Annotated in this window: 21 protein-coding genes; 9 read left to right on the top strand and 12 right to left on the bottom strand. The window is 74.0% G+C overall.

The annotated features are described in order from the left end of the window. Window positions 1-173 precede the first annotated feature (173 nt). The 3 genes from KMS84_RS11630 to KMS84_RS11640 are packed head-to-tail and all read left to right on the top strand — an operon-like array spanning window position 174 to window position 2,753. Window positions 174-1,595 carry a S8/S53 family peptidase gene (locus tag KMS84_RS11630; protein ID WP_256916075.1) on the top strand — a complete coding sequence of 474 codons (1,422 nt, stop codon included), beginning with the start codon at window positions 174-176 and terminating at the stop codon, window positions 1,593-1,595. A gap of 7 nt (window positions 1,596-1,602) precedes the next feature. Further along, window positions 1,603-2,241 (top strand): RNA polymerase sigma factor, encoded by a 639-nt coding sequence (locus tag KMS84_RS11635; RefSeq protein WP_256916076.1) that lies wholly within the window; start codon window positions 1,603-1,605, stop codon window positions 2,239-2,241. Between the two features lie 5 nt (window positions 2,242-2,246). Next, on the top strand, window positions 2,247-2,753 hold the full coding sequence (locus KMS84_RS11640; protein ID WP_256916077.1) for a hypothetical protein: 507 nt from the start codon (window positions 2,247-2,249) through the stop codon (window positions 2,751-2,753). A 235-nt stretch (window positions 2,754-2,988) separates the two neighbouring features. Here KMS84_RS11640 and KMS84_RS11645 read toward each other — a convergent pair whose 3' ends face one another. Together KMS84_RS11645 and KMS84_RS11650 are read right to left on the bottom strand one after the other, a co-directional pair. Next, a complete protein-coding gene (locus tag KMS84_RS11645) occupies window positions 2,989-3,786 on the bottom strand; it encodes an N-formylglutamate amidohydrolase (RefSeq protein WP_256916078.1) in 798 nt (265 codons plus the stop codon). A 452-nt stretch (window positions 3,787-4,238) separates the two neighbouring features. Continuing rightward, complete coding sequence (locus KMS84_RS11650) at window positions 4,239-6,458, bottom strand: NADP-dependent isocitrate dehydrogenase (RefSeq protein ID WP_256916079.1); 2,220 nt, start codon at window positions 6,456-6,458, stop codon at window positions 4,239-4,241. A 229-nt stretch (window positions 6,459-6,687) separates the two neighbouring features. On the opposite strand from KMS84_RS11650, the gene KMS84_RS11655 reads away from it, so the two are divergent. Then, window positions 6,688-8,259: a M1 family metallopeptidase gene (locus KMS84_RS11655; protein ID WP_256916080.1), complete on the top strand. Its 1,572-nt coding sequence runs from the start codon at window positions 6,688-6,690 to the stop codon at window positions 8,257-8,259. Window positions 8,260-8,271: 12 nt separating this feature from the next. Here KMS84_RS11655 and KMS84_RS11660 read toward each other — a convergent pair whose 3' ends face one another. Both KMS84_RS11660 and KMS84_RS11665 read right to left on the bottom strand, forming a co-directional pair. Further along, a complete protein-coding gene (locus KMS84_RS11660) occupies window positions 8,272-9,369 on the bottom strand; it encodes a mechanosensitive ion channel family protein (RefSeq protein ID WP_256916081.1) in 1,098 nt (365 codons plus the stop codon). A 259-nt stretch (window positions 9,370-9,628) separates the two neighbouring features. Further along, entirely contained in the window at window positions 9,629-10,594 is a 966-nt protein-coding gene (locus KMS84_RS11665) for a lysylphosphatidylglycerol synthase transmembrane domain-containing protein (protein ID WP_256916082.1), read from the bottom strand. A gap of 165 nt (window positions 10,595-10,759) precedes the next feature. Here KMS84_RS11665 and KMS84_RS11670 point away from each other — a divergent pair, with 165 nt between their 5' ends. Next, window positions 10,760-12,649, top strand: coding sequence for an ABC transporter ATP-binding protein (locus KMS84_RS11670; RefSeq protein WP_256916141.1), 1,890 nt, complete (start codon window positions 10,760-10,762; stop codon window positions 12,647-12,649). 33 nt (window positions 12,650-12,682) lie between these two features. Here KMS84_RS11670 and KMS84_RS11675 read toward each other — a convergent pair whose 3' ends face one another. The 5 genes from KMS84_RS11675 to KMS84_RS11695 all read right to left on the bottom strand — a co-directional run bounded on the left by KMS84_RS11675 (window position 12,683) and on the right by KMS84_RS11695 (window position 16,836). Beyond that, entirely contained in the window at window positions 12,683-13,729 is a 1,047-nt protein-coding gene (locus tag KMS84_RS11675) for an NAD(P)/FAD-dependent oxidoreductase (RefSeq protein WP_256916083.1), read from the bottom strand. A gap of 10 nt (window positions 13,730-13,739) precedes the next feature. Beyond that, window positions 13,740-14,258: an isoprenylcysteine carboxyl methyltransferase family protein gene (locus KMS84_RS11680; protein ID WP_256916084.1), complete on the bottom strand. Its 519-nt coding sequence runs from the start codon at window positions 14,256-14,258 to the stop codon at window positions 13,740-13,742. Next, window positions 14,255-15,340, bottom strand: coding sequence for a type III polyketide synthase (locus KMS84_RS11685; protein ID WP_256916085.1), 1,086 nt, complete (start codon window positions 15,338-15,340; stop codon window positions 14,255-14,257). The genes KMS84_RS11680 and KMS84_RS11685 overlap by 4 nt, the downstream gene beginning before the upstream one ends. 109 nt (window positions 15,341-15,449) lie before the next feature. Next, window positions 15,450-16,313: a UbiA family prenyltransferase gene (locus tag KMS84_RS11690; protein WP_256916086.1), complete on the bottom strand. Its 864-nt coding sequence runs from the start codon at window positions 16,311-16,313 to the stop codon at window positions 15,450-15,452. Window positions 16,314-16,665: 352 nt separating this feature from the next. Beyond that, complete coding sequence (locus KMS84_RS11695; protein WP_256916087.1) at window positions 16,666-16,836, bottom strand: DUF5670 family protein; 171 nt, start codon at window positions 16,834-16,836, stop codon at window positions 16,666-16,668. Between the two features lie 256 nt (window positions 16,837-17,092). Here KMS84_RS11695 and KMS84_RS11700 point away from each other — a divergent pair, with 256 nt between their 5' ends. Both KMS84_RS11700 and KMS84_RS11705 read left to right on the top strand, forming a co-directional pair. After that, the gene (locus tag KMS84_RS11700; RefSeq protein WP_256916088.1) at window positions 17,093-18,979 is read left to right on the top strand and encodes a WD40 repeat domain-containing protein; all 1,887 of its coding nucleotides are present in this window, start codon (window positions 17,093-17,095) and stop codon (window positions 18,977-18,979) included. Further along, a complete protein-coding gene (locus KMS84_RS11705) occupies window positions 18,937-19,206 on the top strand; it encodes a hypothetical protein (RefSeq protein ID WP_256916089.1) in 270 nt (89 codons plus the stop codon). Before KMS84_RS11700 ends, KMS84_RS11705 begins: the two co-directional genes overlap by 43 nt. A 216-nt stretch (window positions 19,207-19,422) precedes the next feature. Here KMS84_RS11705 and KMS84_RS11710 read toward each other — a convergent pair whose 3' ends face one another. After that, window positions 19,423-20,271 carry an AraC family transcriptional regulator gene (locus tag KMS84_RS11710; RefSeq protein ID WP_256916090.1) on the bottom strand — a complete coding sequence of 283 codons (849 nt, stop codon included), beginning with the start codon at window positions 20,269-20,271 and terminating at the stop codon, window positions 19,423-19,425. Window positions 20,272-20,344: 73 nt separating this feature from the next. Here KMS84_RS11710 and KMS84_RS11715 point away from each other — a divergent pair, with 73 nt between their 5' ends. Further along, window positions 20,345-21,163, top strand: coding sequence for a phytanoyl-CoA dioxygenase family protein (locus KMS84_RS11715; RefSeq protein ID WP_256916091.1), 819 nt, complete (start codon window positions 20,345-20,347; stop codon window positions 21,161-21,163). Continuing rightward, window positions 21,160-21,441: a hypothetical protein gene (locus KMS84_RS11720; protein WP_256916092.1), complete on the top strand. Its 282-nt coding sequence runs from the start codon at window positions 21,160-21,162 to the stop codon at window positions 21,439-21,441. The genes KMS84_RS11715 and KMS84_RS11720 overlap by 4 nt, the downstream gene beginning before the upstream one ends. Window positions 21,442-21,507: 66 nt before the next feature. On the opposite strand, the gene KMS84_RS11725 is transcribed toward KMS84_RS11720, so the two are convergent. Both KMS84_RS11725 and KMS84_RS11730 read right to left on the bottom strand, forming a co-directional pair. Next, entirely contained in the window at window positions 21,508-22,794 is a 1,287-nt protein-coding gene (locus KMS84_RS11725) for a glycoside hydrolase family 6 protein (protein ID WP_256916093.1), read from the bottom strand. A 172-nt stretch (window positions 22,795-22,966) separates the two neighbouring features. After that, on the bottom strand, window positions 22,967-23,932 hold the full coding sequence (locus tag KMS84_RS11730) for a glycoside hydrolase family 6 protein (RefSeq protein ID WP_256916094.1): 966 nt from the start codon (window positions 23,930-23,932) through the stop codon (window positions 22,967-22,969). Window positions 23,933-24,127: the final 195 nt, after the last annotated feature.

Consider the following 24,127-nt stretch of genomic DNA (forward strand, 5'->3'; position numbering starts at 1 on the left):
CCGCCGGACGGCCGTCTGATACAGGTGGTGCGACGGCGAATGAGGGCGGCGCGGAGCGGGAAGGGGCGCGCGGACGCAACCGCACCGCCCTCATTCGCCGTCGCACCACCTGTATCAGACGGCCGTCCGGCGGGTCTTGCTGACGACCACCGGCCGCAGGGGGAGGACACGCCATGGCACCACAGCGATTCCACGAGCAGTTCGACCAGATCCAACGTTCGCTGCCCGACGTCCCGTTGGCCATGGGACCGGACGACTCGGCGGAGTTCATCTACGAGAAGGGCGTCGTCCTCGCCCGCGACGGCGAGGAGGCCCAGGTCGTCGAGGACGCCGTGCGCTCCCACTTCACCGCCACCGAGGGCCTGGTGCCCGACCATGTGCGCCGTGCCGGACCGGACACGAACCGCTCCGGCATCACCCGCATCCGCGTCGGCGACCCGGGGGAGGGCGGCCGGTCGGCCGACCACGCCGTGGCGGGGGCGCTGCGCGCGCTGCGCGCCACGGAGGGCCGCGCGGGCCGCCGGCTGGTGAGCCGCAACCACGTGGTGTCCATCGCCGTCAACGCCTGCCCCGGCGACGAGCCGGTGCCCGTCGCGCGCACCGAACGGCCCAACCCGGCCCCGGCCCAGCCGGACGAGGACCCCGGCGGCCGGGTCGGCGTGCTCGTCATCGACACCGGGCTGACCCACGACTACCGCTCCTACCCGCTGCTGGCCCGCACCCGGGGCGACGTCCAGGCCAGGGAGACCGACGAGGAGGGCATCCTCCAGCAGTACGTCGGGCACGGCACGTTCATCGCGGGCCTCGTCGCGGCCGTCGCCCCGCACACCGACGTCACCGTGCGCGGCACGCTCAACGACGCCGGCGCGATCCTGGAGTCCGAGTTCGGCGAGCGGCTCTTCGACGCCGTCGAGGACGGCTGGCCCGACATCATCAGCCTGTCCGCCGGCACCTCCAACGGCCGGCTGGACGGTCTGCTCGGCGTGGCCGCGTTCATGGAGGAACTCCGCGTCCACGACACCCTGTTGGTCGCCGCGGCCGGCAACAACGCCAGCGCCGCGCCCTTCTGGCCCGCGGCCTACGCCTCCTCGCCCGACCACGCCGACGCCGTCCTCTCGGTCGGCGCGCTGCGCGGCGACGGCGAGTTCGGCGCCTGCTTCAGCAACCACGGCCCCTGGGTGAAGGTGTACGCCCCGGGCGAGCGGCTGGTCAGCGCCCTCACCGGCTTCGACGCGCCCGTGCCGTACGTGTACCAGCACTCCACCTACGACACCTGCCGCTACGGCTTCGCCTACGCCTGCACCTGCCGGTCGCCGCGCCACACCGGCGTGTTGAGCGAGGCGCAGCAGACCGCGCCGGGCAAGCCCGACCAGGTGATGTTCGAGGGGCTGGCGTCCTGGAGCGGGACGTCCTTCGCGACGCCCGTGGCGGCCGGCCTCGTCGCCGCCCGCATGACCGGCGACGGGGTGCGCGACCCGCGTGCCGCCGCCCGCGAACTGCTGGCCCTCCACGCGGACTTCGCCGAGGTGCGGGGAGCGCAGGTGCCGGCCCTGCTCCCGCCCACCTGGCGCCCGGTCCCGGTCGGCCTCTCGTGAGGCCGGCATGAGGTCCGGACCGAGCCCCGCCACGGCGTACGATGACAGGCCGTACACGAGGGGTGGGACCGTGGACCGTAGTGATGTCGGCGCGCTCGTCCGGTCCGCCGTCGACGGTGACACGGCGGCCTGGAAAGCGCTGGTGGACGGGTTGAGCCCGCTGGTGTGGTCGGTGGTGCGCGCCCACCGGCTCTCGGACGCCGACGGGCACGAGGTCTACCAGACGGTCTGGTTCCGGTTCGCCCAGCATCTGGGGCGGATCCGTGAGCCGGACAAGGCGGGTTCATGGCTCGCGAGCACCGCGCGCAACGAGTGCCTGAAAGTGATCAAGGGCCTGAAGCGGCTGACGCCGACCGACGATCCCCAGCTGCTCGACCGGGCCAGCGAGGACCGCACGCCCGAGCAGTCGGTGCTGGACTCGGAGGAGGCGGCCGCGCAGAGCGAGCTGGTCCGCTTCCTGTGGCAGGAGTTCGAGGCGCTCGGCGAGCGCTGCCGCCAGTTGCTGCGGGTCCTGATCGCCTCGCCGCCGCCCAGCTACCAGGAGGTGTCGGCCGCCCTCGGCATCGCCGTCGGAAGCATCGGACCGATGCGCCAGCGATGCCTGCGCCGGCTGCGCGCCCGACTCGACGCACGGGGAGCACAGTGACCGACATGAACGACATGAACGACGCGCACGACGGGGGACAGGACGACCTGTTCGGTGAAGCGCCCTTCGTCGACGAGGAGTTGGACCACGACCGGCTGGAGGAGGAGCTCCGCGAGGCCGGCGCCATCCTGGACCCGGTCCCGGCCGAGCTGCGGCGCATCGCCATCGAGGCCTACGCGCTGCACGACCTGGACGCAACGATCGCCGAGCTGACGTTCGACTCGCTGGTCGACGCGATTCCCGTGCGGGGCGCGGTGGACGTGCCGCGGATGCTGACCTTCCACTCCGGTGGGCTGACGGTCGACGTCGAGGTGACCGGGGACGGGCTGCTCGGGCAGGTGCTGCCGCCCCAGTCGGCGGCGATCGAGGTCCTCCACGGGCCTCGGGCGACCGCCGTGCTCTGCGCCGACGACATGGGCCGCTTCTCCTGCACCGCGCCGCCCACCGGCCCGTTCGCCCTGCGGCTGCGCACCGGCGGCGAGGTCGTCGTGACGGAGTGGCTCCGCGCCTGAGCACGCCTGAGCGCACGCCCCCGCACCGCCGCGCGAACCGGCCACGGGGAGTCGCCGCCGTGCGCCGGGAGCCGTCGCCGTCCGGCCGCACCGCGCGCGTCCGACCGCACCGCGCCTGCCCGGGCCCACGGCGGCCGCCACTCCCGCCGGGCCCGCCCCGGGTCGACCCCGGCCTCGGTCCGGACACCCGTCCGGCGTCCGCGTCCGTGCCCCGGGCGGGGCCCCGGGACGGCGGTCAGGCGGTGGCCGCCGTCACCAGGGCGGCCAGGGCCGAGGCGAGGCGGGGGAGGCCCGGTCCGGCCGGACCGCCCGGCTCGCTCATGTACGTGTCCCGGCGGATCTCCACCATCAGCGCGCTCACCCTGGAGTCCCTGCCGTAGTGCTCCAGGGGGACGTACGCCCCCGAGAAGGGACTGTCGAGCCCGGTCTCCCCGAACTCCGCGAACGCCTCGCGCGCGGCGGCGAGCAGGTCCGGCGGGGTGTGGAAGGGGTCGGTGCCCAGGCACACCGGCGGTCGCGGTCCCCCGCCGTGCAGCTCGTAGGGCAGCGGTGCGCAAGGGTAGGAGTGGACGTCGATGACGACGGCCCGGCCGACGGCCGCCAGCCGGTCGGCGACGGCGTCGGTCATGGCCTGCGCGTAGGGCCGGAAGTAGCGGGCGACGAGCGGCTCGGGATCGGCGCCGTCCGGCCGCAGCGGCTCGCGGTGCGTGGTCCTCGTGTAGACGGCGCCCATCCCGACGGCCCGCATCTCCTCCCGCTCGTCGGGGAACCGCTCCGGGTCGACGACGAGCCGCGACAGCCGGTTGACGAACATCCAGGGCGTCTGCGGGGCCGTCCGCGCGGCCTCCTCGGCGATCCGCAGTGTGTGCGAGTCGGTGATGTGGTCGAGCTCGCGCTCCAGCGCCGCGTCGTCCAGGACGATGTCCGCCCGCACGTCGGCCGGTATCTCCCGGGCCGAGTGCGGCACATGGAGGATCACGGGGGAGCCGGCGGCGCCCGGCAGGAACGCGAAGGACGGTGCGGCTGGGGTCATCGGGCGGCTCCGGGGGTGTTGTCGGCGGTGTGCTGCATGATCGGAGACGTCATCACAGCACGACGGGGAACCGGGCGGGGAAGCGGCATGGCGGTGACGAACGAGCAGGTGACGGGGACACGCGTTCCTGACGCGCGGGCGGACGCCGGGCGGCCCTGCGGCCTCGACGCGCTGTGCGCGCCGACCCGGGCCGCCACCGGGGAGTCCGCGCCTTGCAGGACGGCTTCCGGGCGGGCCGACAGCGACATCGAGACCGTGGTCCGCGAGGTGAGGACCGGGGAGTTCCGCTTCGTCGCCCCGGCCCACGGCTTCCCGGACGCCGGCGGAGGAGCTGATCGCTGCCCGGGGCCGGTGCGCGCGCGGGCGGGCGCAGCGGGACACGCGCCGCGCCCCGGCCGGGCGATGCCGGTCGGGGCGCGGTCGGGACGGGAAGCGGCGCGCGGCCGCGTGCGTCAGCCGAGCGAGGCGAGGGCCTCGTTCCAGGTGGCCGACGGGCGCATGACCGCCGCCGCCTTGGCCGGGTCGGGCTGGTAGTAGCCGCCGATGTCGGCCGGCTCGCCCTGCGCGGCGATCAGCTCGTCGACGATGGTCCGCTCGTTCGCGGCGAGCGTCTCGGCGAGCTGGGCGAAGGCCTTCGCCAGCTCGGCGTCGTCGGTCTGCCGGGCCAGCTCCTGCGCCCAGTACAGGGACAGGAAGAAGTGGCTGCCGCGGTTGTCGATGCCGCCGACGCGACGGGTCGGGGACTTGTCCTCGTTGAGGAACGTCGCCGTGGCGCGGTCGAGGGTGTCGGCGAGCACCTTGGCACGGGTGTTGCCGGTGGCCTCGGCGTACTGCTCGAAGGACGGCACCAGGGCGAAGAACTCGCCCAGGGAGTCCCAGCGCAGGTAGTTCTCCTTGACCAGCTGCTGGACGTGCTTCGGCGCGGAGCCGCCGGCGCCCGTCTCGAACAGGCCGCCGCCCGCCATCAGCGGGACGACCGACAGCATCTTGGCGCTGGTGCCCAGCTCCAGGATGGGGAAGAGGTCCGTGAGGTAGTCGCGCAGCACGTTGCCCGTGACGGAGATGGTGTTCTCGCCGCGGCGGATGCGCTCCACCGACAGCTTGGTGGCCTCGACCGGGGCGAGGATGCGGATGTCCAGACCCTCGGTGTCGTGCTCCGGCAGGTAGGCGTTGACCTTGGTGATCAGCTGCGCGTCGTGCGCGCGCGTCTCGTCCAGCCAGAACACGGCCGGGTCGCCGGTGGCGCGGGCGCGGGTGACGGCCAGCTTGACCCAGTCGCGGATCGGGGCGTCCTTGGTCTGGCAGGCGCGGAAGATGTCGCCCTCGGCGACCTCCTGCTCGATGACCACGTTGCCGGCCTGGTCGACCAGGCGGACGGTACCGGCGGCCTTGATCTCGAAGGTCTTGTCGTGGGAGCCGTACTCCTCGGCCTTCTGCGCCATCAGACCGACGTTCGGCACGGAGCCCATCGTCGAGGGGTCGTAGGCGCCGTGGGCGCGGCAGTCGTCGACCACGGCCTGGTAGACGCCCGAGTACGAGGAGTCCGGCAGGACCGCGAGGGTGTCGGCCTCCTGGCCGTCCGGGCCCCACATGTGGCCGGAGGTGCGGATCATGGCCGGCATCGAGGCGTCGACGATGACGTCGGACGGCACGTGCAGGTTGGTGATGCCCTTGTCGGAGTCGACCATCGCCAGGGCCGGGCCCTCGGCGAGCTCCGCGTCGAAGGAGGCCTTGATGGCGTCGCCCTCGGGCAGGGCCTCCAGGCCCTTGTAGATGCCGCCGAGACCGTCGTTGGGGGAGAGGCCGGCCGCGGCCAGGGCGGCGCCGTACTGCTCGAAGGTCTTCGGGAAGAACGCGCGGACCACGTGACCGAAGATGATCGGGTCGGAGACCTTCATCATCGTGGCCTTGAGGTGCACCGAGAACAGCACGCCCTCGGCCTTGGCGCGGGCGATCTGCGCGGTGAGGAACTGCCGCAGCGCCGCGACGTGCAGCACGGAGGCGTCGACGACCTCGTCCTTCTGGACCGGCACCGACTCGCGCAGCACGGTCGTGGAGCCGTCGGCGGCGACCAGCTCGATGCGCAGCGAGCCCGCCTCGGAGATCACGGCGGACTTCTCGGTGGAGCGGAAGTCGTTCTCGCCCATGGTGGCGACGTTCGTCTTGGAGTCCGACGACCAGGCGCCCATGCGGTGCGGGTGGGTCTTGGCGTAGTTCTTCACCGACGCGGGGGCGCGGCGGTCGGAGTTGCCCTCGCGCAGGACCGGGTTGACGGCGGAGCCCTTGATCTTGTCGTAGCGGGCCTGGATCTCCCGCTCCTCGTCGGTCTTCGGGTCGTCCGGGTAGGCCGGCAGCGCGTAGCCCTGGGCCTGAAGCTCGGCGACCGCGGCCTTGAGCTGCGGGATCGACGCCGAGATGTTCGGCAGCTTGATGATGTTGGCCTCGGGCGTCTTCGCCAGTTCGCCGAGCTCGCTCAGCGCGTCCGGGATCCGCTGGTCCTCGGTCAGGTACTCCGGGAACACGGCGATGATGCGTCCGGCCAGCGAGATGTCCCGCGTCTCCACGGCGACACCCGCCTGCGAGGCGTATGCCTGGACCACCGGCAGGAAGGAATACGTCGCCAGGGCCGGGGCCTCGTCAGTGTGCGTATAGATGATGGTCGAGTCAGTCACCGGGTGCTCCGCTCCACGTCTGCAACATTGCTCGACATCAAGATATCTCGTGCCCGGGTCCGGCTCGACAGGGGTCTCCTCACCGTCGCGACGAGCGAGCGGGCCGCCGGATGCGAGCGAGCGGCCCGCCGGATGCAACCGAAGCGGCCGTTTTCGCGGTCAACGGGGTAGAGCCACGACCCATCCGACGGCCGGACCGACCACCCGGCCGCCCGAGCGAAAGCGGACCATGAGATATCGCAGCAGAGTGACGGCCCCGGCGGCCGCCCTGATCGGCACGGCAGCAGTACTGGCGGGGGGAACCGCGGCCCGGGCGGCCACAGGGACCGACGGCGCAAGGAGCGGCGACGGCAGGCCCGACGCCGGCCCGGCCCCCGAGACGCTCGGGGACCCCGTCTTCCCGAACCTGGGCAACGCGGGATACCGCGTCGCCGCCTACCACCTCGACCTCTCCTACGACGCGACGACCGCTCTCGTCGACGCCACGGCGACACTGGAGCTGCACACTCGGCAGGCCCTCACCCGCCTCTCCCTCGACTCCCTCGGCCTCGACATACGCACGGTCCGCGTCGACGGGCGCGCCGCCGCCTTCGAGCAGGCCGACGAGAAGCTGCGGATCACGCCCGCCCGGCCGCTGCGCGCACGCGACCGCGTCACCGTGTGCGTGACCTACACGGCCGACCCGCGCCGCGCCCTCGCCCACACCGCCTGGGTGCCCACCCCGGACGGGTTCGCGATATGCCCCCAGCCGGACTCGGCGCACACCGTGTTCCCCTGCAACGACCACCCCTCGGACAAGGCGCGCTTCTCCTTCCGCCTCACCGTCCCCAAGACCCTGCGCGCCGTCGCGAACGGCACCCTGGTGTGCACCGAGGAACTGGCCGGCGACCGCACCGCCTACACCTACCGCTCCCGCTCGCCGATCGCCACCGAGCTGGTGCAGATCACCGTCGGCGATTACGTCGTCAAGGAGCGCCGCGGGCCGCACGGGCTGCCCCTGCGCGACGTCGTCCCCGCCGCGCGGGCCGAGGCCCTGGAGCCCGCCCTCGCCCTCACCCCGGGCCTGGTCGAGTGGCTCGAGGCCCGGCTGGGCGCCTACCCGTTCGAGACGTACGGGCTGCTGCCCTGCAACTCCGACGACCCGAACGCCTTCGACTTCACCGGCCTGGAGACGCAGACCCTCACCCTGTACAAGCCGAACTTCCTGCTCCAGCCGGAGCCGAAGATCGGCTCGCACATGATGCACGAGCTGGTCCACTCCTACTTCGGCAACAGCGTCAGCCCCGCCACCTGGGCCGACCTGTGGCTGAACGAGGGCCACGCCGACTTCTACGGGCTGCTCTACCGCTACGAGCGCGGCTGGGCGGACTCCCTGGGCCTGACCACCATGGAGGCCCGGATGAAGGACACCTACGCGCGCGGCGACCAGTGGCGCAAGACCTCCGGCCCGGTCGCCGCGCCGAACGCGGCCGACCTCTTCGACAGCCAGCGCTATCTGGGCGGCGTCCTCGTCCTGTACGCACTGCGCCAGCTCATCGGGGAGGACGCCTTCCACGCGGTCGAGCGGGCCTTCCTGGCCCGCCACCGCAACTCCTCGGCCTCCACCGAGGACTACATCGCCCTCGCCTGCGAGGTCGGCGGGCAGGACGTCTCCGGCTTCCTGCGCGACTGGCTGTACGGGACGACGACCCCGAGGATGCCCGGCCATCCGGACTGGACGGTCACCCCGGTGCCGCCGTCCCTGACCGCGCCGCGCCGCCGGGCGGACGCGCGGTGGCACGAGAACTCGGCCACCCTCTGACGCCGGACGCCGTCAGTCGTGCAGGGCGGGCCTCTCGCCCTGCACGGCCCCGTCTGCGGAGCGCTGCTGCGGGATGACCACCGCGCCCTGCTGCAACGCCACCGTGCGCGTCGGCGCCGGGATCCGGATGCCCTCCTCGCGGTAACGGCGGTGCAGGCGCTTGATGAACTCGTGCTTGATCCGGTACTGGTCGCTGAACTCGCCGACGCCGAGGATGACGGTGAAGCCGATCCGCGAGTCGCCGAACGTGTGGAAGCGGATGGCGGGTTCGTGGTCCGGCACGGCGCCGTCCACGCCCGCCATGACCTCAGCGATCACCTCCGACGTCACCCGCTCCACATGCTCCAGGTCGCTGTCGTAGGCGACGCCCACCTGCACCAGGACCGTCAACTGCTGCTCGGGACGCATGTAGTTGGTCATGTTCGACTTCGCGAGCTGGCCGTTGGGGATGACGACCAGGTTGTTGGACAGCGCCCGCACGGTCGTCTGGCGCCAGTTGATGTCCTCGACGTACCCCTCCTCGCCGCTGCTCAGCTTGATGTAGTCGCCGGGCTGGACGGTCTTGGACGCCAGGATGTGGATGCCCGCGAAGAGGTTGGCGAGGGTGTCCTGCAACGCCAGCGCGACGGCCAGACCGCCGACGCCCAGGGCGGTGAGCAGCGGGGCTATCGAGATCCCCAGCGTCTGGAGCACCACCAGGAAGCCGATGGCGAGGACCAGGATCCGGGTGATGTTGACGAAGATCGTGGCCGACCCGGCGACCCCTGAGCGCGAGGAGGTCACCGACCGCACGAGCCCGGCGACGACCCGGGCCGCCGACACCGTCACCACGAAGATCAGCAGCACGGTCAGGGACTGGTTGGCGGTGTGCTGCACGGCCTTCTTCAGCGGCAGCACCGCGGCCGCCGACGCCGCGCCGCCGGCGATCGCCGCCCACGGCACCACGGTGCGCAGCGCGTCGACCATCACGTCGTCGCCGCTCCACCGGGTGCGCTTGGCGTGCTTCGCCAGCCAGCGCAGCACCGTGCGGGACAGGAAGGCGGCCAACAGGCCCGCGGCCAGGGCGATTCCGGCGAGTACGCTGTCGTCCAGCGTCAGGACGCGGTTCACCGGCCGTCTCCGGGAAGTCGCTGCGCGGCCGCGAGGGCCGTCGACGGCCGGGTGGGGAGTGTCGTCACGATGTCACCTGCTCGGTTCCGGGATGTGCGGTCGCCCCTCCGGCTCGCTCGCACGAAGACGCGACCGCTCATCCTGCCGTATCCGGCAGGGGAGTTCGTACCCGAGGAACCGGCCACGACGGCGCGATGACGCAGCTCGGCCACGGGCTTCGGCCACGGCGGCCGGACTGTTTCCGGCCCGTCCGGGCGGCTCAGATGACCTTCATCCGGACCAGCGCTCCCAGCGTCAACGCGCCCGGCACCAGCGGCAGCCACACGGTGATGATGCGGTACCCGAGGACCACCGCCGTGGCGAGGGCCACCGGACCGCCGGCCGCCACCAGCGCCACCACCAGCGCCGCCTCCACCGAACCGATCCCGCCGGGCGTCGGCACCAGCGCGACCGCGGCCGTGGCCGCGAGATACGCCACCGCCATGTGCGCCGCCGGCACCGGCAGCGCCAACGCCCGCCCCACCGCGGCCAGACCGGCAGCCTGGAGGACGGGGAACGCCAGGGAGCCGCCCCACAGGGCCAGCACCCGGGCCGGACGGCAGTGCACCGAGCGCGCCTCGGCCAGCGCCGTGCGCAGGAAGGAGGCCACCGCCGACCGCAGCCGTCGCACCAGAAGGAGCGCGCACGCCGCCGCCAGCGCGAGCGCGCCGAGGGCGGCCAGCAACGGGCCCAGCGTCCCGTCCGGCAGCAGCGAGCCGAGCCGCAGCGCGTCGGGGAAGACCAGCAGCAGCACCGCCAGCAGGCCCACCCGGGCGACGCCCTCCGCCAGCAGATACAGCGCGAGCGCCGCCGAGGATCGGGCCAGCGGCACCCCGCACACCGTCATGAACCGCAGGTTGACCGCGCTCGCGCCCAGCCCCGTGGGCAGCAGGTGGTTGGCCGCGCCCGCCGCGAACTGCGCCGCCAGCAGCCGCCGTGCGGGCAGCCGCTCCGCGACCGCGCCCTGCCGGGTCACCGCCGCCGCCACCCAGGTGAGACAGGTCGCCCCGACGGCGGCCAGCAGCCAGGGCCACTCGGCCCGCCGCAACTGCGCGAACCCCTCGGCGAGGACGGACCGGTGCCGTACCGCCACCACGGTGACGAGCACCAGGGGGACCAGACACAGGACCTGGCGCACCGGCAGCCGCCGGGCCGGCCCGAGCGGGGGGAGCGAAACCGTCGTCACACTCGGAGAGGGTCTCCGCGCGGCGCCAACGACGGGTTGCGGAAGCGGGGACGGAACATTGCGTACTGTCATCGGGTCCTTCGCGTTCGAGGCCGTCGTGAGGACAGGCTGGGGGAAAACCTTGACCTCAAGGAAGCTCGAGGTTCTACGGTCGCTTCCATGAGCATGGACGCCACGGCCATGACGCAGTTGTACAGCGTCATGCACGCCCAGCAGGAACGCCGCCCCTTCGACCGGGCGACACTTCGCCGAATCGGCGCCTTCGCGCGCCCGCACCGCCGCCGCATCGCGCTGTTCGTGGTCCTGGGGATGCTGACCGCGCTGCTCGCCGTCGCCACCCCCGTCCTCGCCGGACGGGTCGTCGACGCGATCGTGTCGCACGGCGACCCGGACACGGTCGTCCGGCTGGCGCTGCTCATCGCGGGCATCGCGGTGCTGGAGGCGGCGCTCGGCATCCTGGGCAGGAGGCTCTCGGCGACGCTCGGGGAGGGACTCATCCTCGATCTGCGCAAGGCCGTGTTCGATCATGTGCAGCGCATGCCGGTCGCGTTCTTCACACGTACCCGTACGGGAGCGCTGGTCTCCCGACTCAACAACGACGTGATCGGCGCCCAGCGCGCCTTCAGCAACACGCTCTCCGGAGTGGTCTCCAACCTGGTCACCCTGGTCCTCACCCTCGCCGTGATGCTCACCCTGTCCTGGCAGGTCACCCTGCTCGCGCTCGCCCTGCTGCCGGTGTTCGTGATCCCGGCGCGGCGCATGGGCAGCCGGATGGCCGGCATGCAGCGGGAGGCGGCCGCGCTCAACGCGGCCATGGGCACCCGCATGACCGAGCGGTTCTCCGCGCCCGGCGCCACCCTGGTCAAGCTGTTCGGCCGCCCCGACGAGGAATCGGCCGAGTTCGCCGCCCGGGCGGCCCGCGTCCGCGACATCGGCGTCCGCACGGCCACCGCCCAGTCCGTCTTCCTCACCGCCCTGACCCTCGTCTCCGCCCTGGCTCTCGCCCTCGTCTACGGGCTCGGCGGCCGTCTGGCCCTGAGCGGCTCCCTGGAACCCGGCGCCGTCGTCGCCCTCGCGCTGCTCCTGACCCGTCTGTACGCCCCGCTCACCGCCCTCGCCGGGGCGCGGGTGGAGGTGATGAGCGCCCTGGTCAGCTTCGAGCGGGTCTTCGAGGTCCTCGACCTGAAGCCGCTCATCGAGGAGAGGCCGGACGCCCGCGAGGCGCCCGAGGGCCCGGTCTCCGTCGAGTTCGACGACGTCCGCTTCGCCTACCCGTCCGCCGACAAGGTCTCGCTCGCCTCCCTCGAGGAGGTCGCGGTGCTCGACACCCGCGGGGGCGAGGAGGTCCTGCACGGCCTCTCCTTCCGGGCCGAACCCGGCCAGACCGTCGCGCTCGTCGGCTCCTCCGGCGCCGGCAAGTCGACCATCGCCCAGCTCCTGCCCCGGCTGTACGACGTCGACGAGGGCGCCGTCCGCATCGGCGGCGTGGACGTCCGCGACCTGAGCGCCGCCTCCCTGCGGGCCACGCTCGGCATGGTCACCCAGGACGGTCACCTCTTCCACGACACCGTCCGCGCCAACCTCCTGCTCGCCCGGCCCGGGGCCGACGACGACGCACTGTGGGACGCCCTGCGCCGCTCCCGCCTCGACGACCTCGTCCGCGCCCTGCCCGACGGACTGGACACCGTGGTCGGCGAGCGCGGCTACCGGCTCTCCGGCGGGGAACGCCAGCGCATGACCATCGCCCGCCTGCTGCTGGCCGGACAGCGCGTCGTCATCCTGGACGAGGCCACCGCGCACCTCGACAACACCTCCGAGGCCGCCGTCCAGGAAGCCCTGGCCGAGGCCCTTGTGGACCGCACCGCGCTCGTCATCGCCCACCGTCTGTCGACCGTGCGCGCCGCCGACCTCATCCTCGTCGTCGAGGCCGGACGGATCGTGGAACGCGGCACGCACGAGGAACTTCTCGCGGACGGCGGACGGTACGCGGAGCTGTACCGCACGCAGTTCGAGCAGCCGGGGACGGCCGAGACCACCGAGGCGGCCGCCCTGTGAGCCCGCCGCGACCGCGCACCCGGTGAGGGGCGGCTACCGGCGCGCCCGTGCCGGCGGCTCGGCCGGCCGGGACAGCGCGTCCACGCCGGCCCGGAACAGCCACGGCAGCCGCTGCGCCACCGGCACCAGCGCCGCACGGGCCGGCGGCGTCCGCGTCGCGCCCAGCAGCGCGTGGGTCAGCCAGCGGCAGCGCCGGGTGAGCTGCCGCCACTCCCGCTCGTAACCCGCGAGGTCGCCGCCGGTGACGGCCCGGACCGCGGCCTGCGCCTGGGCGAGGGCGAGGGCGACGCCCTCGCCGGTCAGCGCGTCGACGTAGCCCGCGGCGTCGCCGACGAGCAGCACGCGGCCCGCGGTGCGCGCCCGGGCGTCCTGGCGCAGCGGGCCCGCCCCGCGCACCGGCCCGGCGGATCCGGCCCCGGCCAGCCGGTCCCGGAGCTCGGGGAAGGCGGCCAGGTGGTCGTCGAACGAGCCGCGCGCGCCGGTGAGCACCGCGACGCCCACGAGGCCGTCGGCCACCGGCGTCACATACGCCTCCGCACAGCGGGCCCAGTGCACCTCGACGTGGTCGCTCCAGGGGGCGACCAGGTAGTGGCGCCGCAGGCCGTGCCGTGGACGGCCCCGGTGCGGCCGGTCGAGGCCCAGGGCCCGGCGGACCGGCGAGTGCAGCCCGTCGGCGGCGACGAGGTGACCGGCCCGGGTCCCGTCCACCCGCACCCCGTCCTCGTCCTGCTCGACCCGGCCCGCGGTGCGCCGCTCGACCCGGACGCCCGCGGCCAGCACCGCCTCACGCAGCGCGATGTGCAGCGTCGTGCGCCGGACCCCGCGACCCGGCCCCGCCCGGAAGGCGGCGTCGACGCGGCGCGCTCCGGCGACGTACCGGATGCCGCGCAGGTCGTGTCCCGGCGGGCGCACGCCGAGCGCGGCCAGCGCGGCCACGGCGCCCGGCATCAGCCCCTCGCCGCACGCCTTGTCGACGACGCCGGCGCGCCGCTCCCACACGGCGACGTCGAGCCCGGCCCGGGCCGCGTGCAGGGCCGTCGCCAGGCCCGCGGGGCCCCCGCCGACGACGAGCAGGTCCATGTGCGCCTCCTCAGGCCAGCCGGGTCAGGGCCGCGTCCTCGGTGCGGATGCGGGCGGCGAGCAGGAAACCGTTCAGCGTGGTGAAGACGACGGCCGTGACCCAGGCCGCGTGCACCAGGGGCAGGGCGATCCCCTCGACGACGACGGCGACGTAGTTGGGGTGGGGGAGCAGCCGGTAGGGGCCGACCGTGACGCGGGCGGCGCCGGGCACGACGATCACCCGCGTGTTCCACTGCCGCCCCAGTGCCGCGATGCACCACCAGCGCAGCGCCTGGGCGGCCACGACGAGGGCGAACATGGTCCAGGCCAGGAGCGCCGACGGGTCCGGCCGGCGCGTCCACGCCTCCCCGAGCGCGCCGACGAGCAGACCCGTGTGCAGGGCCACCATGAACGGATAGTGCCCCCGCCCGCGCTCCTCGCCGCCCCGTGCCAGGCTGTGGGCGGCGTTGCGGCGGGAGACGACGAGTTCGGCGACCCTTTCCAGGGCGACGGCCACGACCAGGGCGGTGAACGCGGTCAGGCCGTTCACCGCTCACCGCCCGGTGCGCGCAGGAGCACCAGCTCGGAGCAGAACCCCGGCCCCATGGCCAGCATGAGGCCGTGGGAGCCGGGCGGGGGCGGGCGCTCGGCGAGCGTGTCGGCGAGGACGTGCAGCACGGAGGCGGAGGAGAGGTTGCCGATCCGCCGCAGCGAGTCCCAGGTCGGCCGCAGGGCGTCGCGCCCGACCGCCAGGGCCTCCTGGAGCGCTTCGAGGACCTTGGGGCCGCCGGGGTGCGCCACGTACCAGCGGACGTCGTCACGCGTCAGCCCGTGGTCGGCTAGGAAGCCGCGGACGTCGTCGCCGAGGTGACGGCGCACCAGGTCGGGGACCGACGCGTCGAGCACGATCCGCAGCCCGCCGGAGCCGACGTCCCAGCCCATCATGCGCTCCGAGTCGGGGTACAGACGGCTGCGCGACGCGAGGACCTCGGGCCGGGCCGGGTCGTCGGACCGCGCGAGCGGATGCTCGCGCCCGACGGCGACCACCGCCGCGGCCCCGTCCCCGAAGAGTCCGGCGGCCACCAGGTTGGCGACCGAGGCGTCGTCGCGCTGAAGGGTCAGCGAGCACAGCTCGACCGACATCAGCACCGCGACCCCGTCCGGCCGGCCGCGCAGAAGGTCGTCCAGACGGGCCACGCCGGCCGCCCCCGCCACGCACCCCAGGCCGACCAGGGGCAGCCGCACCACGTCGGGCCGCAGCCCGATCTCCGCCGCGACGCGGGCCTCCAGCGAGGGCACGGCGAGCCCGGTCACCGTGCAGGACACGATGTAGTCGACGTCGGCCGGCGTGAGGCCGACGTCCTTGAGCGCGTCCACCACCGCGCGGGCGCCGAGTTCGACGCCGGCCCGGATGAAGACGTCGTTGGAGCGGCCGAAGTCGCCGGGCCGGGCGTACTCGTGCAGCGGAAGCACGGTGTGGCGGGTCTCCACGCACATGTTGCGGTGGAAGCGCTCCACGACCGCGCGGTCGACGCCGTCGCCCAGCGTGGCGGTGAAGGCCGCGGTGATCTCCTCCTGACGATGCCGGTGCTTGGGCAGGGCGCCGCGGACGCTGAGGACGCGCATGGTCATGCTGGGCTCCGATGATCGCAGGGTCGGCTGGTCGGCGGCGCGGGGCGCGGCGGGCGGGGGAGCGGGACGACCGCGCGTGGCGGTGACGCCGGCCGGGCCGGGGCCGCCATCAGCCGGCCGCCACGAGCAGCGCGACGTCGAGGAGGGCGATGGCCACCGCGGCCCGGAAGGGGGTGCGGCCGCGGGTGACCAGGGCGAGCCCGGCCAGGACGCCCACCAGGGCGAGGACCGCCCCCGCCCACGCGGACGGCGTCCCGGCCGGACCGAGCACGGCGAGCAGCGAGGCGGCGGGCAGCAGCACGGCGGCGAGGACGCGCGAGCGCCCCGCGCCGAGCCGGTGCGGGAGCCCGCGGACGCCGGTGCGTTCGTCGTCGGCGAGGTCGGGCAGCGCGTTCAGCAGGTGCGCCCCCACCCCGAGCGCGGCGCCGGCGCCGGACATCCACAGCGGCGCCCAGCCCCGGCCCGGGCCGGCGAGCGCGACCACCGAGGGCAGTGTGCCGAAGGCGCAGGCGTACGGCGCCCAGGACCACGCCGTCGCCTTGAGCCCGAGGTTGTAGGCGTGGCCCGCACCGGTGGCCAGGGTGGCGTTGACCAGCGCGCAGCGCCACCCGGCGAGCGCCGACAGCACGAGGCAGGCGGACGCGGCCACGGCCAGCGCCCATGCCGCCCGGCCGGCCGCGAGGGCGCCGACGGCCAGCGGTTTGTCGGTGCGGCCGACGGCGCGGTCGCGCCGCAGATCGAGCAGGTCGTTGCCCCAGCCGATGGTGAGCTGACCGGTGAACACCGCCGCCGTGACGACGGCGGCGTCGAGCGGACGCAGGCCTGCGCGCACCGCGAGCAGACCCGTGACCGCGGTGACCGCGAGCGCCGGACCGCCGTGGGCGGCGACGAGCAGCGCCGGCGGACGCCGTGGTGGACGCGGGGAGCGCGGGGGAGGCGGTCCGGGCCGGTCACGGACCGCACGGGTCGTCACGGGCACGGGCGACCCGCCGCGTCCACGGCTCGCACCGCATCCGGCGCGGGTCGGACCGCGGGGCGGGGCGCGCTGTCCGGCGTCGCACGACTGACCATGAGGGGCATGCAGCATCGCTGCCACGCCGCCCGCCCGCTCACACGAGGCACTCCGGCATCCGGCGGACGCCAGCGGGGCTGGGGCCCGGTGGTTGGAGGCGCAGGTTCCGCTGCGTCACCGGGCCCCAGCTATCAGCCTGATGCCCGGGAAGGTGGTCGCTACACCGTTTGTCCGGTGGTGTGTCCCGGTGCGAGAGACGACTGTGGGCCCCGGGTGTTCCCGGGGCCCACAGAACGCGTTGTCGTGCGCTGTGTCACCAGCGGTACCAGCGGCCCCGGCGGCCGCCGGAGTCCGCGCTGCGCATCACGAAGCCGAGCAGCCAGACGACCAGCACGATGACGGCGATCCACCACAGTGCCTTCAGCGCGAAGCCCGCGCCGAAGAGAAGCAGGGCCAGAAGCAGAACGAGAAGCAGGGGAACCATAGTTATCAACCTCCGACGCTCCTCGTGCCCGCCGATTCGAAGAACATACGGTCGAATCACCTGGTTTCTTCACCGTTTCTCCGGGAACCTGGCCCGGTTCCGCCACCGTTGTTCCCCGACGTGCGTGCTCGCGTGCCCGCGCCGGCAGTGTGCGTCCGGGCGGGTGCGCGAAAGCCTGCGGGGAACTACGTGGATCGCCACGGGAGTCCGCCCTTTCGCGTGCGGCGGGACCGGTGGGGTGGCTAGCGTGCCGGGCATGTCTGACGATCTCCGAAGCGATGAGAGGGCCCGCGCGGCGGCGGACGGGTCGCCGGTCGATCCGGGGTGGCTGGTCCACGGCGACCCCGTGCGGGTCCTGGCGGCGCTGGACGCCGCCTCGGGGCGAGGGGCCGTGGCGGGCGCCGTCTACCGGGCGTCGGGTCACGTCCACCGGGAGGCCGGTGCGCGGGTGCGGCGACAGGTGCTGGCCCTGGACGCCGCCCGGTACGGAGACCGTGAGCTGGCGAGGGCCGTCGCCGCGGTGCCGACCGGTCGGGAGGCCGACGCCTTCCGGGTGCGGTGGGCGACCGGCAGCGGCCTGGATTCCCGGCTGCGGTACGCGCTGCCCGTGCCGGCCCGGGTGGGCGCGGTGGCGACGGTGGTCGTGGGGGACCGCGCACTGGCCGTCGCCGGCTGCAAGGACGGCGCGCTGCACTGGTGGGACCTCGCGACGGGCCGCGGACTCGGCACGGCCGCGACCGGGCACACCGGCGAGGTGCGCGCGCTGGCGACGGCGGTCCTGGAGAGCCGTGCCGTCGCCGTGACCAGCGGATCCGAAGGCACGGTCCGGGTGTGGGACCTCGCCCGGGGAGAAGTCGCCGCCTCGTTCGGCGTCGCCGGCGACGCCTGGGTCCACCGGCTGGCCGTCCAGCGGGTCCAGGGCCGCCCGCTCGTGGTCGGCGGCGGCACCGACGGGGTGATGCGGGTGTGGGACCCGGCCGACCGCGCGCACGGCGAGGCGCTCCTGACCGTCCGCACCGGCCCCGTCTGCGCACTGGCGACCGCCGCGCCGGACGGCCGTCCGGTCGCCCTCACCGGCCACTCCCGGGGCGCCGTCCGGGCATGGGACCTGATCACGGGACGGGAGCTCGGCGTCCCGTCGGCGAAGAGCCGCGACACCGACACCGACGGCGACCCCGAGGGCGACGGGGACGAGGGCGACGGCCTACGGGTCTGCGGGACCCTGGAACTCGCCGCCTCGACGCAGGTCCTCGCGACGGACCCCACGTCCGGGAGCGCGTGGGCCGTCGGCGCCGACGCCTACGAGGTACGTGTCCTGGACCCGGCCACGGGCGAGCAGCTCGGCGACCCGGTGCCGGCCGGCTTCGTGGAGACGGCGGCCGTGACCGTGCTCCGGGGCCGCCCCGCGGCGCTGCTCGGACACTCCGGCCGCAGCCCCGTCCAGGTGTGGGACCTGTCCGCCCGCAGGCGCCTGTGCCCGCCGTTGACCGGTCACGAGGACACCGTGCGGGCAGTGGCGACGGCGGTGGTGAGGGGACGTCACCTCGCCGTCACCGGAGGCGACGACGCGTCGCTCCGCGTCTGGGACCTCGACGGGGAGAGGGGGACGGCCGGCGGTGCGCCGCCCGTGCACAGGTTCGCCGCGGCTGTCGTGGACGGCCGGTGCGTCGTCGTCACCGCGGAGGGGGACGAGCTGCGGATCCGGGACCTCGACGACGGGGAACTCCTCGGAGAGCCGCTGACGGGACGGAGCGGCGGCGTCGACCTGCTGACGGTGGGCACGGTGGACGGACGAGCCACTCTGATCACGCGCGGCCGGGGCGACACGGTGCGCATGTGGGACCTGACCGCCCGCGAAGAGCTGCACGGGCGGTCGACGAGCGAGCACACCAGCACGTTCATCCACTTCTTCGCGGCACTGGAGGGCCGGTTCGTCGCCGTGACCGACAGCGGACGCGTGTGGGATCTGACCACGAGCACGTGGACCGGAGTGGAGCCACGGCAGGGCGGGGGCCGGTGCCTGGCGGTCGAAGAGCTCGGGAGCCGCCGCGTCGTGGTGACCCGTTCCGGGTCGGACGCCGACCGGCAGAGCGTCCGGTTGTGGGAGACCTGGCCACGGGCGAACCGCTCGGGCAGCCCATGACGGGCCTCGCCGGCGAGGTGCGGGCGGGGGCGGTGGGTCTGGTCGACGGCCGCGTCGTGGTCGCCGCCGGAGGCGACGGCGCGACGGTCGGGACGTGGGACGCGGACACGGGAGAGCAGACCGGCGCCTACGCCTTCCCCGCCGGCGTCAGGAGGCTGTCCATGGCGCCGGACGGACGGCTGGTGGTCGGCTTCGGCTCCGACATCGCGGTTTTGGACCACGCCTGACCGTTGCGGTCCCACGGCCGCCCTTCCGGTCGGCCGGCGCCCCCGGCGAATCGGGCGCCCGGCGAGGAACGACGTGAACCGGCCGGCGACGAGCCGGTCGTCATGGGCCCAGTGGTGCCGGCCCCCGGCCTGAGGGTCGCGCCCCCAGGGGCGGCCTCCTGCTGTCGGTGATCTCGAACGGCGGTCGGTCGGCGGGGCGTCCGTGGCGCCCGGTGATCAAGCGCACCCCGACCGTCGACGGGCCGGGAGCGATCCTCCCGGTCTGCCCGGCGAGTCCTCGGCGCCGGGCCCGGTACGGCCGGCCGCCGCACGCACGTCACGTGGGCTCGCGCCCAGCTCACGGCGGCAGGCCTTGTTGAAGGCCTGGAGGTCGGCGATGCCCACCGCCGCGGCGACGGCGGTGACGGAGAGGGTGGACGACGACAGGAGGTGCCGGGCGCGCTGGAGGCGCCGGCGCCGGATGTACGACACGACCGTGAGGCCGGTCTCGGCGCGGAACAGGCGTGTCAGATGGGTGTGGGAGATCCCGACGGCGCGCGCGACGTCCGGCACCGACAGCGGCCCGGCCAGGTGTTCCTCGACGTGCGCCTGCGCAGCCGCCACGTACGGGTGGCGGCGGCCGTCCCCCTCGCCGCTCGGCAGTTCGGCGATGCGCCACAGAGCGGCCCACACCTCGGCGGTGGCCCGCGCCGGGGAGGTCGGCATCGCCGTCACCGCGTGGCGCAGCAGGTCGGCCAGGCGCGTGCTCTCCTGCGCCGCGTCCTGCATCACCGGCACCACCCGCCCGGCTCCGCCCTCGCGCAGCCGCAGGTGGACGTAGAGATGCTCCGACCTGCCCCGGTAGTGGAAGTGCACCTCGGTGTCGGGCGGCACCAGGCTGACATGGCCGGGGCGGATGGGGTGGACCGACGGCCCGATGATCAGCGCGCCCTCGTAGTGGTAGAGGTGCAGCTGCCACAGGTCGGGCAGGCGGAAGACGTCGTGCGCCGTCGACACGCCGTGCACCCCGATTCCGGCGCCGACCACCGTGGGCGCCGCGTCGAGGAAGAGCGTCGTGGATCTCACCGGGGTGGAAATTTACCAGCAGTGGACGAATCCAGCCCACGACCCGGACCTGCCGGGCGCATACGTTCGTCGCATGCCAACCAGCAAGCACCTCCTGACATCGGTTCAGGTGGCGCGCTTCGTCGCGCAGGGATTCCTGCGCCTGGACGGGGTGGTGCCACGGAACATCAACGAACGGGCCGTCGCGGCCCTGGACGCGGGCCTGCCGCAGGTGCCCTACGGCACTCCACTGGGCGAGGCCTTCGCCCCGGACACCTTCGTCCACGACCTGCTCGCCCTGCCGGACGTCGCCGGCGCGGTGGAGAGCCTGGTCGGGCCCGGGCCCACCGTCGACCACCACGCCGTGCACATCCGCGAGCCCCACGAGGGGCACGCGCAGGACCTCCACGGCGACGCGATCATCGACGTGCGGCCGGACGCGTTCGACATCCAGCTCATGTACTACCCGCACGAGGTGACCGCCGGGATGGGCGGCACGCTCAGCGTGCCCGGAAGCCATCTGCGCAGGATCAACGAGACGGACGTCGGACGCGTCCAGAACCTCCGGGGGCAGACCCGCCTGACCTGCCCGGCGGGCACCGTCGTGCTCGTCCACCACGGCATCTGGCACAGCGGCCGCCGCAACGACACCGACCGCCGCCGCCACATGTACAAGCTCCGCCTCAACCCCACCGTGCCGCAGGTACGCCTGTGGGACACCGCCGACCTTCACGACCCGGCCGTGTCCGAGGAGCTCGGCGCGGGCTTCGCCTGGTACGAGCAGGCCACCGCCCGGCTGGAGATCTACAACCGCGTCCTGCTGTGGCGGGCCCTGACCGGCGACGACCTGTTCGACGTCGAGCACTGGGTCACCCGTGTCACCAACAGGCCGGCGCAGAGGAGCCGGGCATGAGGCAGCGCGTCCTGGTCCTGTATCTCGCCTCGTCGGCGCTCGACTCCCCCGTCGTCGGCTGGTCCGGCTACGACGGGACCGGCCGGACCCGCCCGACGACCGGTGACGGCGACGAGCCGCCCTACGCCACCGGCCTCGACGCGCTGTGCGACGGATGGCGCCTGTTCCAGGCCTCCCAACTGCTGCCTCCCCAGGCCGGACACGAGTACGACGTCTCCTTCCTCAAGCACGAGTTCTTCTTCGAGAAACTGCAGGAGAGCCCCCCTGCCGACGTCTGAGCGGACGGCGTCGCACGGGTCCGGGGGGGGCGCCCCCTCCGGACCCGCACGGCCGTCCGGCCGGGCTCAGCGGTTGAACGTCAGGCGGGGCGCCGCGTTGCGGGCCAGCGTGTGGACCTGGTCGGGCCACCAGGCGCCGGCGGGCGGGTCGACGATGCCGTACTCGGGGTCGATCGTGCCGCCGGTGTTGCGGGTGCAGCTGCCGTCGGACTCGCCCGGCACCTTGATCCACAGATAGGCGTCGACGAGGGGAACGCCCGTGGCGGCGGTGGGGCGCGGGCCGACACCGCGGCCGGGCGCGTTGCACCAGACCTCCGGGTCCCCGCTGTACTTGCCCGGTTCCGGCGTCCAGGCGCCCCGGCCGTTGCGGCTGGTGTCGATCACGAAGTGCCGCAGACCGGAGGCGGGCGGCGCGCCCACGTTCCGGTCGAACCAGGCGTCGGTCCACCGCCAGGTGGCCGGGTCGGCGGAGTCGACGGCGTTGCCGGGGACGCCGTCGTTGGGCGCGGCCGACGAGTAGTACTGACCGGCGCACCAGTCGGTGTGGCCGCGCGCCTGCTCCGGCCCCTGCGTGGCGAACCACATGCACTTCGCGATCCAGGCGCCGTACCTGGCGTTGTGGTCGGTGGGGAGGGTGTTGGACACGTTCAGCGAGAAGCCGTCGGCGGAGCCGACCCCGGCGTCCAGGAGCCTCTGGGCCATGTCGCCGACGGGCCGCCACAGGACGTTCCCCGCGTCCAGGTAGACCGCGGTGTGCGGCCGGGCCTTGAGGGTCGTGACGGCGTAGGCGAGGTCGGCGACGCGGGCGGCGGTGAGGGCGCCCGTCGGATCGTCGCCGGGCGCGCAGTCCCGGGGGAGGAGGGCCAGGCCGTCGGGTTCGACGACGACCACCGCCTTGCCGGCGCCGATCCCGGCGGCGAAGGCGTCGATCCACTGCCGGTAGGCGGCGGAGGACGCCGCTCCGCCGCTCGAGTACTGCGTGCAGTCACGGCCCGGCACGTTGTAGGCCACCAGGACGGGCGTCCGGTGCACGGCCCCGGCCCGGCGGACGAGCGTGCGCACCTTGCCGCGCACCTCGTCGGGGGTGCCCTCGGTGAACCACTCGGCCTGGGGCCAGCTCGCGAGCCTGGCCATGTTCGCGGCGTTCGCGAGGTCGCCGTGCCCGAGGTCGGCGAGGGCCTGCTTCGCCGCCTTGCCCTGCGGGTCGACGTAGAACTTCGTGGCCGCGCCGATCACGTCCCGCGTCGGCGGGGCCTCCGCCCGCGCCTGGGCGGGTGTCGTGGTGAGCGCGACGCACGCGGCGAGGGCCGCGAGAACGGCGGTCGCACCACGCCGTGGTCGGGGTGCTTTCATGGCTGCTCCTGATCGATGGACGGAGGGTCGACGGACAGACGGACAGACGGACAGACGGACGGACGACCGGTGCGGGGACGCACGGACGACCGGTGGACGGGGACAGCCCGGCTTCCGCGACCCGCTCGCCGGACGGAAGCGGGCCGCGGAAGCCGTGGGCGGGTGACGTGGATCAGTAGCCGTAGATCATCTTGTAGGCGACCTCGGGGAGGAACTGGCCCGCCGAGGAGCCGGACCCGACCCCGCAGTTGCCGTCGGACTCGCCCGGCGTCTTGATCCACAGGAGCATCTCCGCGCCGCCGCCCTTCTGGGTGGGCGCGCCGATACGGCGGCCCGCGGGGTTGCACCACTGGCCGTTGGACCCGTTGCCGTTGCGGCTGCTGTCCACCACGAACGGCTTGGTGTAGCCGTAGCGAGCGCTGAGTTCCCTGTTGACGGCGTTGCCGTACGCGGTGTTCTCGGCCGTGGTGAAGTAGTTGGAGATGTTGAGCGAGAAGCCGTGGGCCTGTCGCAGACCGGCGTCGTTGAGACGCTGGGCCATGGTCGCCGCACCGGCCCAGCCGGGGTTGCCGGCGTCGAGATACACCCAGGTGTTGGGGGCCTGGCGGCTGAACTGGCCGAGGGCGCCGCTCAGCATGCCCTGCCGCTCGGCGATCTGAGCCTGTGTCATGCAGCCGTAGTCCCCGAGGGAGTCCGGCTCGAGGAGCACGAGGGCCGGCCGGCCTGCGATGCCGCCGGCGAACTGCGCGATCCAGTTCGCGTAGGCGGAGGCCGAGGCCGCTCCGCCCGCGGAGTGCCCGCCGCAGTAGTCGCGGTTGTAGATGTTGTAGGCGACCAGCAGGGGCAGCTTGTCCCGGCTGTCCGCGGCGCCCGCGTACGCGCCCGTCGCGGTGCCGATGGCGCCGCTCCAGGAGCCGAACCAGCGGGCCGCCGGGGTGTTGGCCAGCGAGGCGTTGATCGCGGCGGCCCGGCCGTCGCCCGGGTTGGCGGCGACCCAGCGTTTCGCGCTGGAGTCGGGGTCCACGTAGAACCCGCTGGTCATGGTGGTCGGATCGGCGGCATGGGCCGACGGTGCGGCGGCGAGCGCCAGCGGAAGAGCGAAGAACGCTGTCACGAGGGCGCGGAGTCTGCGGCGCATGACTGAACCTCGGTTTCCTGGCGGGGATGCGTCGCACGCGCTCGTCCCGCGCATGCGACGCGCTGAGGATGCACCACCCTGGGAGCGCTCCCACTGGAAGCGCTCCCAAAGGCGGAGAGGGGTCTGGGTCGTGGTCGGTATCGTGTGGCGGGGCGTCAGAACTGTCAAGCGTCCTTGCGAAAACCGCTGTTCGCG

Origin of the sequence: Streptomyces hilarionis, from assembly GCF_024539675.1 — a bacterium.
Lineage (GTDB): Bacteria > Actinomycetota > Actinomycetes > Streptomycetales > Streptomycetaceae > Streptomyces > Streptomyces hilarionis.

Excerpts from the sequence above, each read along its gene's own strand:
- KMS84_RS11640 (WP_256916077.1), top strand. The coding sequence starts at position 2,247 with ATGAACGACATGAACGACGCGCACGACGGGGGACAGGACGACCTGTTC.
- KMS84_RS11675 (WP_256916083.1), bottom strand. The coding sequence starts at position 13,729 with ATGGACCTGCTCGTCGTCGGCGGGGGCCCCGCGGGCCTGGCGACGGCC.
- KMS84_RS11725 (WP_256916093.1), bottom strand. The coding sequence starts at position 22,794 with ATGAAAGCACCCCGACCACGGCGTGGTGCGACCGCCGTTCTCGCGGCC.
- KMS84_RS11685 (WP_256916085.1), bottom strand. The coding sequence starts at position 15,340 with ATGACCATGCGCGTCCTCAGCGTCCGCGGCGCCCTGCCCAAGCACCGG.
- KMS84_RS11730 (WP_256916094.1), bottom strand. The coding sequence starts at position 23,932 with ATGCGCCGCAGACTCCGCGCCCTCGTGACAGCGTTCTTCGCTCTTCCG.
- KMS84_RS11635 (WP_256916076.1), top strand. The coding sequence starts at position 1,603 with ATGAGGTCCGGACCGAGCCCCGCCACGGCGTACGATGACAGGCCGTAC.
- KMS84_RS11700 (WP_256916088.1), top strand. The coding sequence starts at position 17,093 with ATGTCTGACGATCTCCGAAGCGATGAGAGGGCCCGCGCGGCGGCGGAC.
- KMS84_RS11630 (WP_256916075.1), top strand. The coding sequence starts at position 174 with ATGGCACCACAGCGATTCCACGAGCAGTTCGACCAGATCCAACGTTCG.
- KMS84_RS11655 (WP_256916080.1), top strand. The coding sequence starts at position 6,688 with ATGAGATATCGCAGCAGAGTGACGGCCCCGGCGGCCGCCCTGATCGGC.
- KMS84_RS11670 (WP_256916141.1), top strand. The coding sequence starts at position 10,760 with ATGGACGCCACGGCCATGACGCAGTTGTACAGCGTCATGCACGCCCAG.
- KMS84_RS11715 (WP_256916091.1), top strand. The coding sequence starts at position 20,345 with ATGCCAACCAGCAAGCACCTCCTGACATCGGTTCAGGTGGCGCGCTTC.
- KMS84_RS11720 (WP_256916092.1), top strand. The coding sequence starts at position 21,160 with ATGAGGCAGCGCGTCCTGGTCCTGTATCTCGCCTCGTCGGCGCTCGAC.
- KMS84_RS11695 (WP_256916087.1), bottom strand. The coding sequence starts at position 16,836 with ATGGTTCCCCTGCTTCTCGTTCTGCTTCTGGCCCTGCTTCTCTTCGGC.
- KMS84_RS11645 (WP_256916078.1), bottom strand. The coding sequence starts at position 3,786 with ATGACCCCAGCCGCACCGTCCTTCGCGTTCCTGCCGGGCGCCGCCGGC.